Source organism: Psychrobacter sp. Pi2-51, from assembly GCF_904846665.1.
Lineage (GTDB): Bacteria > Pseudomonadota > Gammaproteobacteria > Pseudomonadales > Moraxellaceae > Psychrobacter > Psychrobacter glaciei.
Genome location: NZ_CAJHBP010000008.1, coordinates 104,293 through 117,502, shown reverse-complemented (window position 1 = coordinate 117,502; position 13,210 = coordinate 104,293). Strand labels below are relative to the sequence as shown.

11 protein-coding genes are annotated in these 13,210 nt (G+C 44.0%); 6 read left to right on the top strand and 5 right to left on the bottom strand.

Going from position 1 to position 13,210, the window contains the following annotated elements:
• Positions 1-439: 439 nt before the first annotated feature.
• Positions 440-997 (top strand): superoxide dismutase family protein, encoded by a 558-nt coding sequence (locus JMY08_RS06465; RefSeq protein ID WP_201592405.1) that lies wholly within the window; start codon positions 440-442, stop codon positions 995-997.
• Positions 998-1,117: 120 nt separating this feature from the next.
• Here JMY08_RS06465 and topA read toward each other — a convergent pair whose 3' ends face one another.
• Positions 1,118-3,775 carry a type I DNA topoisomerase gene (topA, locus tag JMY08_RS06460; protein WP_010196278.1) on the bottom strand — a complete coding sequence of 886 codons (2,658 nt, stop codon included), beginning with the start codon at positions 3,773-3,775 and terminating at the stop codon, positions 1,118-1,120.
• A 279-nt stretch (positions 3,776-4,054) separates the two neighbouring features.
• A complete protein-coding gene (locus JMY08_RS06455; protein ID WP_201592403.1) occupies positions 4,055-4,636 on the bottom strand; it encodes a hypothetical protein in 582 nt (193 codons plus the stop codon).
• Positions 4,637-5,050: 414 nt separating this feature from the next.
• Between JMY08_RS06455 and JMY08_RS06450 the strand changes: the two genes are divergently transcribed.
• The gene (locus JMY08_RS06450; RefSeq protein WP_081501561.1) at positions 5,051-5,521 is read left to right on the top strand and encodes a DUF2799 domain-containing protein; all 471 of its coding nucleotides are present in this window, start codon (positions 5,051-5,053) and stop codon (positions 5,519-5,521) included.
• A gap of 421 nt (positions 5,522-5,942) precedes the next feature.
• On the opposite strand, the gene JMY08_RS06445 is transcribed toward JMY08_RS06450, so the two are convergent.
• The 3 genes from JMY08_RS06445 to JMY08_RS06435 all read right to left on the bottom strand — a co-directional run bounded on the left by JMY08_RS06445 (position 5,943) and on the right by JMY08_RS06435 (position 8,189).
• On the bottom strand, positions 5,943-6,344 hold the full coding sequence (locus JMY08_RS06445) for an ExbD/TolR family protein (RefSeq protein WP_010196272.1): 402 nt from the start codon (positions 6,342-6,344) through the stop codon (positions 5,943-5,945).
• A gap of 82 nt (positions 6,345-6,426) precedes the next feature.
• Positions 6,427-7,116, bottom strand: a complete 690-nt coding sequence (locus tag JMY08_RS06440; RefSeq protein WP_201592401.1) for a MotA/TolQ/ExbB proton channel family protein — start codon at positions 7,114-7,116, stop codon at positions 6,427-6,429.
• A 116-nt stretch (positions 7,117-7,232) separates the two neighbouring features.
• Positions 7,233-8,189 carry an energy transducer TonB gene (locus JMY08_RS06435; RefSeq protein ID WP_201592398.1) on the bottom strand — a complete coding sequence of 319 codons (957 nt, stop codon included), beginning with the start codon at positions 8,187-8,189 and terminating at the stop codon, positions 7,233-7,235.
• A 524-nt stretch (positions 8,190-8,713) separates the two neighbouring features.
• Between JMY08_RS06435 and JMY08_RS06430 the strand changes: the two genes are divergently transcribed.
• The 4 genes from JMY08_RS06430 (at position 8,714) to JMY08_RS06415 (ending at position 12,865) form a co-directional block, all read left to right on the top strand.
• A complete protein-coding gene (locus JMY08_RS06430; RefSeq protein ID WP_201592397.1) occupies positions 8,714-9,766 on the top strand; it encodes a siderophore ABC transporter substrate-binding protein in 1,053 nt (350 codons plus the stop codon).
• Between the two features lie 195 nt (positions 9,767-9,961).
• Complete coding sequence (locus tag JMY08_RS06425; RefSeq protein ID WP_227679617.1) at positions 9,962-10,921, top strand: iron chelate uptake ABC transporter family permease subunit; 960 nt, start codon at positions 9,962-9,964, stop codon at positions 10,919-10,921.
• Between the two features lie 88 nt (positions 10,922-11,009).
• Positions 11,010-12,092, top strand: coding sequence for an iron chelate uptake ABC transporter family permease subunit (locus JMY08_RS06420; protein ID WP_201592391.1), 1,083 nt, complete (start codon positions 11,010-11,012; stop codon positions 12,090-12,092).
• Positions 12,093-12,106: 14 nt separating this feature from the next.
• Entirely contained in the window at positions 12,107-12,865 is a 759-nt protein-coding gene (locus JMY08_RS06415; RefSeq protein WP_201592388.1) for an ABC transporter ATP-binding protein, read from the top strand.
• Positions 12,866-13,210: the final 345 nt, after the last annotated feature.

The following is a 13,210-nucleotide window of genomic DNA, read 5'->3' as shown; positions in this document are numbered from 1 at the left end:
TAATCCAGTCTTACAAATTAAAGAGCCGCTCATCACTATGATGGGCGGCTTTTTTGCGACTAAAAAATTTATCGACCAAGTAAATGTCAGCATCTACATTTTTCTACAGTCAGTGAAAAGTAATATCGATACATCACGCACTGCTGATATCAATTTTTCTTGCTTGCTGTGCCTGTGCAGACAGAGACTACAAAAAATTGATACCAGCAGTATCGTAGCGTTTCTGGGGTATTTTGACTATAGAGTGAATTTATGACTTTTTCTACTTTTCAAACCCATACTATACTTACATTTATTAACCGATTGTTGCGCTTTTAATGAATATCTATGACAAGTCCTTAGCTATACTGATTGCGATATCAACGATATGTTGTAACAAAACCAGTAACGATTATAAATATAAACATTTGAAAGACTATTTAAATAAACGGAGAAGACGATGAAAAAAGTAATTCTTGCAAGCGCTCTATTATGTGGTTCTGCTCTAGCTATGACTGGTTGCCAAAGTACAGAAGGTCAATTAAAGACTGGCAATCCACTGAATCAACCTGTGTTGAAATCAGCGCTTAAAACAACAGACGCGAATAAAACGGAAGTTGGACAAGTTTTCTTACGCCCAGTCGATGGTGGTGTACAGGTCTACGGTAAGCTAATGAACCTGACACCGGGTCAGACTGTTGCCCTACATATTCATGAAACTGGTAGCTGTGATGTTATGGGTAAAGCGGCAGGTGGTCACTTTAATCCGGACAACAAGCCACATTCTAATCCTGATGATATGAATGGTCATGCAGGTGATTTGCCAAACCTAACGGCAAATGAAAGTGGTGTTGCTACTATTAATTATGTGAACAAAAAAATCGCGGCAACAGAAGCAGGTAAATACAGCGTTAATCGCCTAGCCTTTATCGTTCATGGTGGTACTGATGACTATACTAGTCAGCCAGCAGGTAATGCAGGCGACCGTATCGCTTGTGGTATCATCGAAAAGAACTAATGACATTTAGAGTTTATTGACAGCATAAAAAAAACCTCTTAGATAATCTAAGAGGTTTTTTTATGACTTAAAATATTACGATGGCAAGATGGAGGTACAAAGCCCAAAGGTAAAAAAGGATTACTCTTCTACCCACTCGCCTTTACGCCAGTACACACCCCAACGGGTGGCTTTGCCGTTTTTCTCAGAGCCAATATATTGCTCTTTTTTCTTACGTGACCAACGTAGAATCGTTGCATTACCTTCAGGATCTTCGTCTGGACCTTCAAAGAGATATTGGAACTTGTCTTCCATTTTGTCTTTGATTTCTCTTAGCTCAGCGAGCTTAGGTGCACGTGTCTCCCTTACTTTCGGGAACTTAGATGCTGCCAAGAACATCCCAGCTGCGCCTTCACGCAAAATGAAGTAATCCTCATGCTTGACCGATTTTAGCTCTGGCAAGTGAATAGGATCCATGCGCGGTGGTGCTGCTTCGCCTGTTTTTAGTACTTTACGAGTGTTGTCACATTTTTGACAAGCGAAGTATGGACCAAAACGTCCCGTCTTCAGCTCCATCTGCCCATCACATTTATTACAATCGATGGTCGGTGCATCCGAACCCGGTACTTCGAATTTACCTTCTTCTAAAATATAGCCGTCGCAGTCAGGGTTGTTACCGCAAATGTGTAGCTTAAGACCACCATCGACGATGTAGCCGTTCATTGCGGTGCCACATTTCGGGCAGCGTTTTTTCTCCATCAAATCTTTGACTTCGGCTGCTTCGTCCTCTTCACCTTCAGCATCATCAAGATTGGCAAAAGCTTCGACTGGCATTAAGTTCTTGGTGCCTTTACAGCGCTCTTTCGGCGGCAAGTTATAACCCGTACAGCCTAGGAAGACACCCGTAGAACCTGTACGTAACTGCATCGGACGATCGCAAATATCGCAGTGGACGTCTGGTACATCGGTGGGATCATTTGGACGCATACCATCTTTTTCTTTGGCACGATCGAGCGTGGTTTTGAAGTCCCCGTAAAAATTATCGAGGACATCTTTCCAGTCTGTATCGCCTTCTGCCACATGATCAAGCTTGTCTTCAAGCGCGGCGGTAAAGGTATAATCCATCAAATCTGGGAAACTTGCCGTCAGTCTGTCAGTAACGATATCGCCCATTTTTTCGGCAAATAAACGCTTGTTCTCAAGCTTCACATAACCGCGATCTTGAATGGTCGAGATAATAGAAGCATAAGTCGATGGACGACCGATGCCTTTTTTCTCAAGCTCTTTGACTAAGCTTGCCTCGGTATAGCGCGGTGCAGGCTTGGTAAAGTGTTGGCTTGGATCAAGCTTGTCTAGCGTTAACTTATCGCCTTTTTTGACATCAGGTAACAAGGTATCATCGGTCTTCGCCGGCGGCATGACTTTGGTATAGCCGTCAAATACTAGCGTACGACCACGCGCTTTTAGCTCGACATCATCAGCGCCAACAAACAAGTTCACTGACAGATACTTTGCTGGCAGCATTTGGCAGGCGACAAACTGACGCCAAATCAGCTCATACAGACGTATCGCATCACGTTCAACGCCTTTAAGCTGTGTGGATTTCATATTGACATTAGACGGACGAATCGCCTCATGCGCCTCTTGTGCGCCTTGCTTATTACCGTAGAAGTTAGGCTTTTCTGGTACATACTTCGCGCCATAGCTGTCTTCGATATAGCCACGAACAGCAGCAAGTGCATCGCCAGATAAAAAGGTCGAGTCGGTACGCATATAGGTAATATGACCAGCTTCGTATAAACGCTGCGCCAAAATCATGGTTTTCTTAACCGAAAATCCCAATCGCGTACTGGCTGCTTGTTGCAATGTAGAGGTAATAAATGGCGCACTCGGACGTGATTGTGTTGGCTTTTCTTCACGCTCTTTGACGATAAAGTCGTTGGCGTTCAGCACTTCTAAGACTTTATCCGTCTGCTCTTTATTGACGAGCTTTAGCGTTTTGCCACCTTGCTTGGTTGCCTCTAGACGAATGGCAATTTGTTCAGCGTCTTTTTTACTGCTGGCGACGTGAGTATCAGCATGAATCTGCCAGTACTCTTCTGGGATAAAGGCGCGAATTTCATGCTCACGCTCGACCACCAAACGCATGGCGACCGACTGTACACGCCCTGCTGACAGACCGCGTGCAACCTTTTGCCACAATAATGGCGATATCATAAAGCCAACGACGCGATCCAAAAAGCGGCGTGCTTGCTGGGCGTTGACGCGGTCGATATCGAGTTTGGAGGGTTGCTTAAAGGCATTTTGAATGGCGGTTTTGGTAATCTCGTTAAAGACCACGCGCTCATACTTGCTATCAGCGCCACCGATGACTTCTTTGAGATGCCAAGCGATAGCTTCCCCTTCTCTATCCATATCCGTTGCCAGATAGATTTTGTCAGCGTCTTTGGCTAAGGCTTTGAGCTCTTTAATGACTTTGGTTTTGTTTGGCAGTACTTCATACACTGCTGCCCAGTCATGTTCAGGGTCGATACCCATGCGACGTACCAATGCTTGCTGCGCTTTTTCTTCCTTGCTCAGACTGTCATCTTTTTTGCTAGTCGCTGGCTTCTTCGCGCTTTTACTCGCACCGACGGGTAAATCGCGTACGTGTCCGATACTCGAGCGAACAACGAAGTCATTGCCGAGGTATTTATTGATCGTTTTTGCCTTGGCTGGTGACTCGACAATCACCAAAGACTTACCTTTGGAGCTGTCAGAGACAGGAGCTGGACTTTTTTTAGTTGTGGTTTTTGCCATATTTGACGACACCATAATATAAGTAGTTTAAAAGTAAGGTTAAATTCAGCAGCACGGCAATTTATGGAAGCTGATCATCATAGATCAACGATTTATTGTAATAATAGCTGCCGATATAAAAAGGTATAAAGCAAGCAACGACGCCAATACGAGTCATAAAACAGCAATAAAGATACAAAGACGTTACACTGCTAGGCGCTGAGCTGTCAACTGTAAATAACTGGGGCATCGCAAAACTGCTTGCCTATTGCTCATTAATGGAGACTAAAAAACGATTTACTAGTTCTTGTGATTTTTTTGCATCTGTAACGCCCACGCTTCAAGCTGTGCTTTTAGTACTAGTAAGTCTGCCTCAATCATTTTTTGCTGATAATTAGGATTTGTCACTGGGCGCACATAGGCGATATCTTCCCAGTAAATAACAATGCTATTGGACTTGATTAACAAGGCTTTTACAAACGGCTCAATACTGGCTGGCAATGCTAGCGGCACTTTATCCAAGCTAAAATTAGTTTGAGGTGGCGTATTGCCATTACTATTGCCACTCGCATTTTTGTCTGCAGGATTTGCGTTGCTGTTTGCATTGCTGTCTGGTCGCCAGCATCCATCGATGACCTGATAACGGGTTAGCGGCAGTTTGACATTATCTAGCACCAAGCCATACTGACCAAGCATCCCGCGACCATATTCATTGTCTTTGCCCCTGATCCAATCCGGACAAGCGATTAGTTTTGGGTTCAACTGTAAGCGACGGGCGGTCATGCGTAAATGATCCAAGCGCTGATCGATACCGCTCGGTTTGAGCGCCATCATACTCCCTAGTACAAATAGTACAATGGCGATGACAATCCATATTCCCATAACAACCTGACCTTTAGCTGAATTAAAATACTGCTGAGGCGATACATTTGACCTGATCTATCATAAAACCTATTAACAAGTAACGGACTGACCAGTGATTTGTCATACCCGTCCTTATAATAAGCACGAACCATAAAAAATCAAGCAGGGCTCATAAAGGGATTAGTCGATAATCAGGTTATTGCCATTTAATTGGCAAATGCATTTCACCCAGCAGTCCTACTATTTATACTGGCATATCAATCAGTTAGTACGCAAAAAAAATAAGTTTAATAACAAGATACAAAAAGTTGTACGCAGCAAAAAGTGCTATGATAAACCATAATTTTAGACGCGCGCAGGTTTATTATGAATTATCTTATTGAGTCAAACTCATCAACCGCTCTTTTAGCCAGCAAACTGACGAATAAATTCATGAGTAAAACCAGTATCGTCTTTTCGCTGATGAGCGCCGCATTATTCACCCTGTCAGGCTGTGCCACGACCCAAAGTCTCACACCGCAGCAGTGCCAAAGCAGCAATTGGCAAGAAGTCGGCTACGCAGATGGCATCCGTGGACGCTCGGGCGCATACTTTGGTCAATATACCAATCAATGCGCCAGCGTCGGCGGTGCTAGCCCCAACCGCATTCAATGGGAACAAGGTCGACAGCAAGGTCTGAAGACCTACTGTACTGAGCTTAATGCTTATAAAATTGGTCGCGAAGGCTATGACTGGCAGCCTGTCTGTCCCCTTGAGGGCATCGAGAAGTTGGAAGAAGCTTACTCTCAAGGACGCTACTATTATATTCGCCAGCGTGATCTTGATTACCTACGCACGCCCTATCCATTTGCCTACGGACCTGCTGGTCGTTATGGTTATAGTCCGTTTGTCTATGGTTGGTAATATAGGGCGTGTCATCAATTAGCACATTTATATATTTAGTGGTCTTAAAATGGCTAAATTTTGCTAAACATCGTCATCCTTGCTAACCATATGAAGCTTCTTATCCCTTCAAAAAACCATATCGAAATCAAGATAACGATAATTAAACGAAATATTGTGACAAATGAGTCTTGCATTAAAGGAAACCTCGCAAGGTTACCCTAGCGAGGTTGAAAAAAGTTTATTATTTTAATTATTCTTATTATTATCTTGGGGTCTGTTGAACATTCAAATATTAGGACTGCTGATCGCTAAAATCGCATCAAACTAGGCGTAAACCGACGATAATGTCGAGACCCTAGTTATTTTTATATCGCTCAGCGTACTAATTTTACTGATAAGCTTCTTAATATAAGCACGGTATTAGGCACGGCAAATTACTTTATTCGTTAACAAAAGCTATTTTACTAAGACCAGCCTGACTGGCAGCGGCGAGCACTTGAGCGACAGTGTCATACTTACTGTCTTTGTCAGCACGCAATTGTACAGAAGGGTCTTTACCCGCAGCACCTTGCTGTTGTAACCGTGCCTCTAGCTCTTCCATGCTAATCGCATCGCTGTCCCAAAATATCCCTGCGTCTTTATCAATGCTGATTTGAATAGCCTCTGGCGGTGTTTCATTGACCTCGGCACTGGTCTTCGGTAACTCTAATGGCACCGTCGGATTCAAGACGGTCGCCGTCAATAGAAATATAATCATCAATACCAGCATGATGTCGATAAGCGGAATGAGGTTCATCTCATTCATACTTTGACTATCATCATCGCCCAATTGAAATGCCATAATCACTCTCAATACATTTGGTTATTCGCAATACAGCTCGCTTGGCTCTCGCCTAACGGACTGTTTCATCAATGGATAATTGTTAAGGCTGCGACGCGGCTGAACTCTGATAATGCGTCACTTGCTGAGCATCTGCTGCGTTTGAGTGCATACTTTTTGCCAACGAATCTTGGGCAACGGTAGACTTGCTGTCTATTGAAGGTTGCTGTGTGACTACCATCTCGGCAGAATGTGCCAATAAGTCATGCGCTCTATCGTTGGCGTGATACATCACACGGCGGTTAATACGCACTGCAAGGTTATAAAACACCACCGCTGGAATCGCCACGGCAATCCCCAAACCTGTCATAATAAGTGCCTCACCAACTGGTCCTGCCACTTGTCCCAAGCCCGCTTGCCCACTCATACCAATATTATGCAGTGCATGGAAAATACCCCATACCGTCCCGAACAAGCCAATAAACGGCGCAATCGCTGCCGTCGTCCCAAGGATAGGCAATCCGCGCTCGCTGGCAAAGCGATAACGACCAATATGCTTGAGCAGGGTCTGCTCAGTAACCACACGGCGAGTAGAGGTATCTGCGGCTATCATCTCGGCCTGTTTTATCTGAATCTGTTGACTCAAATCATCTGCAACATTGACGGCCAATTTACGGCTTTGTAGCACACGAATAATGCCAGTAACCCAAGAAAGTATAGATAAAGCAAGCAACAAAAAGAACAAAGTTTTTGTCACCATGTCGCTGATTTGCCAGTATTGCATAAAGTCCATGTCAGACTCCTTAGAGTATTGTTTTATTATCTAGTCTCACTGCAGCTAATAATTCTATGCAGATGACAGCGACGACATTAGTGCCATATATAAATAATGGGTCAAAATGCTTATGGTCAAGGAACGACATATTCAATCGGCAAGGTCACGTTGCCTACCACTGGCACACCAGCTTCGGTAAAGGGCTTAAACTTGCCAGAGTCAGCTTGTTTTTGTGCAGCTTGGTCTAATAATCTATTACCAGAAGATTGAGCAACGCGTACATTATCAATCCCGCCCTGCTTATTTACTCGCAACACTAAAACGACAGTCAATTTATCACCTGACCTAGCTCTGCGTGCCGCACTAGTCGGAAAACTAAAATTCGGTCGTGACGCCCAATTGGCATTGGTCGCTGTGAAGTTCACAGGAGTATTACTTGCGGCGGCGGCCTGTGCTTTTGCACGAGCAGCGGCTTCTGCGGCCGCTTTAGCCGCTTTTGCTTCTGCTGCTTTTTTGGCATCCGCTTCGGCTTGAGCCTCTCGGGCAGCCTTGGCATCGGCTAATTGTTGGGCTTCTTGCGCGGCTTTTTCAGCTTGTGCTGCCAATATCTTACGGTTGTTATCAGCAGCTAAAGCATCTGCTTGAGCTTTTGATATCGACTCTTGCCGTTTTACTTCATGTTTAAAAGGTTCGTTTTCCACAGCCTTGGTTGTATCAGGTTGCGCCTTCGTTTTAGGCTTCAAATTAGGCTTTTCTGATGTTACCACTGGTTTGACAGCTGGTTTAGTCTTCGCTAGCGGCTGAGATTCTTTCACTATTTCAGGTTTAGTGGTAGTGACAGACCTAGGCTGTGGCTGTATAGGTTTTACAGGCTCAGCAGTATCTATCGCAACCTCTGGCTCTTTCGTTTCAGCCGGTAACGTCACCATCTTGATCTCGATAGGTGGCGTGTCTTTTTCTGGTTCAACTTTTATCTCAGGGGTCTTGATCGCCACTAATGCGACTGCTGTCAGCACGTGCAAGCCCACCACTATAATAATAGCCGCGAGTATCAATTTGAGTGGTGGCGCGTCTAAATCCGTTGAACTCATAACACCCTAATATTAATTAACCGAGGTAGAATGGCGTAGATAATAATGCAAACGATAACTATTATCAATAATAAATTTATAATGATTTGCTTATCAGGCAAATGCTGAACCAATAATTTGCCTTATTTGGAAAGAAAAATCTGCTCAGTCATTCGGCTATCCTATCTCGAATATCGTTATCGAAACTTGTTGTGTTGAGGCAGTCAAAATCAATAAACACAGAAACGTTAATAAAACTCATTATCATTTGTATTGATAATGAGTCTCAATTAATTTATCATAGCCACTGATTGATTGCCCATCTTATAATATAAAAACTTTCAAGATATTAGGGCATATCTTAATAATATAAGCGTCTCTATATTTAAGCGTAAAAAACAATCAATAAAAAAACATGACTTTTAAAGTAATACCGTCGAGCATTGTATAGCGTGGAGCATCACGCTAGATAAGCTCTTTTTCTTTTCATATGGCCAATCATTTTATTTACACGTTGTCCAACCAGCTGATATACCGAGTTATTTATGTCTATTGCTTTACTTTCTAACCGCTCTCCAGCCCCTTTTTTTAAACGTCCTTTACTGACTGCTATGATGACCGCATTCGTAGCGACTGTCAGTGTGGCAGGCTGTAGCTCTCCTGAGTCTAACGACTCTGAGCCTGCAGATGCTAAAACTGAAAATCAAACTGCTGATGAGTCATTAAATGTTGCCAATAATGATGCTGTCTCTGTTGAGAAAATAACGGTCGACACGGTAAAAGGCACTGTTGATTTGGCGATGAATCCATCGCCGCTGGTGGTCTATGATATGACGTTGATGCAAGATTTGGCTGCGTTAGATGTGGCAGTCGATGGCATGCCAAGTGGTCTAAAATTAGACAACTTACAGTCTAAGACACAGCCTGAACCAAAGACAGTCGGCACCGTATTTGAGCCAGATCTTGAAGCATTAAATGCGATGCAGCCGCAAGCGATTTTGGTCGGCTCACGTATGGCAGAAAAATATGATGCGTTATCTAGTATTGCGCCAACGCTTGATATGACGATTGATACCGCAAATATCTATGAGTCAAGTAAGCAGCGTTTGCATGATCTAGGTGCATTGTTCGGTAAAAGCGCTCAAGCAGCCAAACTGCAAGGCAATATCGACGGGCTCATTGAAGAAACCAAAGCCGTCACCAAAGACAACGGGACTGGCCTAGTGGTCATGGTCAATGGCAATAAAATGTCTACCTACGGCGACAAATCCCGCTATGGCTTTATCCATACTGTGCTTGATATTCCAATGGCAGATGACCAAATCGCCGACGCGCGCCACGGTCAGCCAATCTCGTTTGAATACATCCAAAAAACCAATCCAGATTGGCTATTCGTCATCGATCGCAGTGCCGCCATTGGGGAAGATGGCGCTGGTGCCAAAGCCGTATTAGACAATCCGTTGGTCGCGCAAACCAACGCATGGAGCAAGCAGCAAGTGGTTTACCTTAGCCCAGATTCTTACCTAGCCTTTGGCGGTTATTATCAGTGGATGCAGGATCTAACGACGATTAAGACAGCCTTCGCTAACGCGAAATAAAAGCGATGACCATACAAGCCATATTTTTAATCAAATACTAATAAGCCAGTAGACGTTATGTCGTTATTTTCCTCTCGTGCTCATGCCAGCGTTAAAGCTAATACTTCTTTGCCAACAGCAACATCAAGTTGGAAAAGAAGCACTGGCAACAGTCTCAATCCTAAACATCGACGTGCCGTCATACCACCGTGGTTAATGAATACAGCAAGCCTCATTATTATGGGGCTTTTGGTGTTATTGAGCTTATCGATTGGTGTGGCTGACTTTTCATGGTCTGGTTTTCTACACAGCCTTATCAATCATAGCGCAAACTCTGATAGCTCGCTTTTTTTAGTCAGCCGACTCCCCCGCACTATTGCGATTATCTTGACTGGTATCTCGATGGCAGTGGCTGGGATGATTATTCAAGTGGTGCTAAAAAACCGCTTTGTAGAGCCATCCATGGTGGGTGCAACTCAGAGCGCTGCACTTGGTCTGCTGGTAGTCAGTCTGCTATTTCCCGCTAGTGCACTCATTTTCAAAATGGGCGTGGCGACCATCGCTGCCGTTTTTGGCATGATGCTATTTATGCTGCTGATTCATCGTATTCCGCCGACGGATTTTTTGATGATTCCACTAATTGGTATTGTCTTTGGTGGCATTATCGAAGCAGTGACAACCTTTATCGCTTATCAAACTGAGTCATTGCAGATGCTCAGCGTTTGGCAGTTTGGTGATTTTTCTGGCGTCTTAGCAGGTCGGTATGAGCTGCTATGGCTGACCGGAGGTCTGTGTGTGTTGGCTTATATCATCGCTGATAAGCTCACCATTGTGGGACTTGGCGATAATATCGCACTGAACTTAGGTATTAGTAAACGGCAGGTAACCTGGCTTGGTGTGGGTATGGTAGCCATGATGAGTGCGGTTGTCGTTGTCACCGTTGGGATGATTCCTTTCATCGGTTTAGTCGTGCCCAACATTGTCAGCCGATTGATGGGAGATAAGTTACGTCGTAGCTTGCCAGCAGTCGCATTACTCGGTGCATCCGCTGTCCTACTCTGCGATATCATTGGTCGCTCTATCCGCTATCCATTTGAAGTGCCGGTCGCTACTGTCTTTGGCGTGGTTGGTACGGTGCTATTTTTATGGCTGTTATTGCGTGCTCCAGCTGAGTAGTAGCAAGGTCTTTATTCACTTTCGGCACTTATTTACCGTCGTTCATTTTTTGCTTTATTAGATAAGCTTGGCACCATAGGATTTTTGTATGTTCTCATCAACTAAGCTTACCTCAACAAAGACTGGTGCTACCAAAACCAGCACAGCGATAGATAGCTCATATCTAACAGACAGCCCATATTCCACCTCTGCTATTCAGAGTCAGTTGGCAAAATTTTGGGCATTCATAGCTGAGCATCCAAAATCCATAGCAGCCATTATTCTACTTATCTCGATGGCTTTATTTTTGACACTCAACGTCAATGGACATTGGGATTTTGCCCTGCCATTACGTGGCAAAAAACTGCTGGCATTAATGGTGGTTGGCTATGCGATTGGCGTATCGACCTTATTGTTTCAGACTTTAACGCACAACCCTATCCTGACGCCATCACTGTTGGGCTTTGACTCGCTATATATCTTACTACAAAGCCTGTTGGTTTTCTTTTTGGGCGCAATAAGTTTTACCAGTCTCGATCCTATCGCCAAATTCACCCTTGAAATTGTTTTGATGTTTGGTGCGTCTTTATTATTATTTAAGCTACTATTTTCTAAAAGCAATCAGGATTTGACGCGCTTGATATTGGTGGGCGTTATCTTTGGCGTGTTATTTCGCAGTTTGTCTGCACTCATTGCACGGCTGATCAATCCTGATGATTTTGTAGTCGTACAGTCTGCTAGCTACGCACAGTTCAATACGGTCAATCCTCAGTTGCTTGGCATTAGCCTATTTATTTGCGCTATTACTGCGATATTTGTATGGCGCTGGCGCTATCAGTGCGATGTGCTGATGCTCGGTAAGTCCCAAGCTATTAACCTTGGTATTCATTATCAACGTCTCGCATTTGGCCTATTGACCGTCATCGCCATATTAGTCGCCACTGCCACTGCTCTAGTCGGCCCTGTGACGTTCTTTGGCTTATTGGTATGTGCATTGACCAATCGTATCGCCCGTCACATGTACCACAGCGAACGGCTGATATTGGTCAGTCTGGTTGCTATGATTTGCTTGGTACTCGGTCAGACTATCTTTGAGCAAGTGCTAGATATGGCAGGTGTGTTATCAGTCGTGATTGAACTGGCAGGCGGCTTGGTATTCTTATTATTAATCTTTACGACACAACGTAGATAAAGACAAGAAGCACTATGATTAAACTAAATAATATCTCATACCACATTGGCAAGCAAAAAATCTTGCATGACATTACGCTGTCCTTGCCAAGCGCACAGATTATTGCCCTGATTGGCCCCAATGGGGCGGGTAAATCCACCTTGTTTTCAGTTATGTCACGCCTGCAACCGCTTCAGTCAGGGCAAGTATGTTTTGGTGAGCATGATATTGTCAGTTGTCATGCTCGGACGTTGTCCAAGACAGTGGCCATGCTTGGCCAAGACAATCAAGTGCAAGGGCGACTGCGTGTGCATGAGCTGCTGATGTTTGGGCGCTACCCTTATCATCAAGGGCAGCCGACGGCTGACGATCAGCAGAAGGTGCTAGAAATTATCGAGCGATTTGAGCTGGAGCTATTGGCCGACCGCTTCTTATCGACATTGTCCGGTGGTCAACGCCAGCGCGTATTGATTGCCATGATTGTTTGCCAAGATACGCCCTATCTATTGCTTGATGAGCCGCTGAATAATTTGGACATGTATCACGCTGGCCGCCTGATGCGTGAACTACGAGAGCTGAGCCACAGTCAGCAGAAGACCGTCGTCATCGTCTTACATGATATCAATCAAGCCGCACAATTCGCTGATATGGTGGTCACGATGAAAGAAGGACAAGTGATGGCTGTTGGTCAGCCAGTCGATGTCATTACGCAAGAGACCATGAAAGAATTGTACAATGTCGATGTGACCGTGCTAAACCATCAAGGTCGTCCAGTGATTGTCGATGCGGTTTAAGTACAGAACTTTGCAAACGAAAAAGGAATTGTCGATGCATAAAGCTTTATTGAATAATCGATGGATAAACTATAGAAATCTATCTATATTAATTTTAGTAATTAGCTTTTGCTTATTCATTTTTAATGCTTTAAATAAAGAGATAGCAAATACTTTTTTTTGCTAGGAATAACTTTATATGCTCTAAGATTGGTGGTTATTCCTATGGATTTTACTCAAAACATCTCTTCAGTAGATTACACAAAGAACTATGATGAAAATAATAGTTGGCATAAATGGGTCATGCTAGGTGAGACGTTTTCTTTCTGTATTTTTACTGTCTCGATAGCATACAGCATATTTTTG

Excerpts from the sequence above, each read along its gene's own strand:
- JMY08_RS06465 (WP_201592405.1), top strand. The coding sequence starts at position 440 with ATGAAAAAAGTAATTCTTGCAAGCGCTCTATTATGTGGTTCTGCTCTA.
- topA (WP_010196278.1), bottom strand. The coding sequence starts at position 3,775 with ATGGCAAAAACCACAACTAAAAAAAGTCCAGCTCCTGTCTCTGACAGC.
- JMY08_RS06455 (WP_201592403.1), bottom strand. The coding sequence starts at position 4,636 with ATGGGAATATGGATTGTCATCGCCATTGTACTATTTGTACTAGGGAGT.
- JMY08_RS06450 (WP_081501561.1), top strand. The coding sequence starts at position 5,051 with ATGAGTAAAACCAGTATCGTCTTTTCGCTGATGAGCGCCGCATTATTC.
- JMY08_RS06445 (WP_010196272.1), bottom strand. The coding sequence starts at position 6,344 with ATGGCATTTCAATTGGGCGATGATGATAGTCAAAGTATGAATGAGATG.
- JMY08_RS06440 (WP_201592401.1), bottom strand. The coding sequence starts at position 7,116 with ATGGACTTTATGCAATACTGGCAAATCAGCGACATGGTGACAAAAACT.
- JMY08_RS06435 (WP_201592398.1), bottom strand. The coding sequence starts at position 8,189 with ATGAGTTCAACGGATTTAGACGCGCCACCACTCAAATTGATACTCGCG.
- JMY08_RS06430 (WP_201592397.1), top strand. The coding sequence starts at position 8,714 with ATGTCTATTGCTTTACTTTCTAACCGCTCTCCAGCCCCTTTTTTTAAA.
- JMY08_RS06425 (WP_227679617.1), top strand. The coding sequence starts at position 9,962 with ATGAATACAGCAAGCCTCATTATTATGGGGCTTTTGGTGTTATTGAGC.
- JMY08_RS06420 (WP_201592391.1), top strand. The coding sequence starts at position 11,010 with ATGTTCTCATCAACTAAGCTTACCTCAACAAAGACTGGTGCTACCAAA.
- JMY08_RS06415 (WP_201592388.1), top strand. The coding sequence starts at position 12,107 with ATGATTAAACTAAATAATATCTCATACCACATTGGCAAGCAAAAAATC.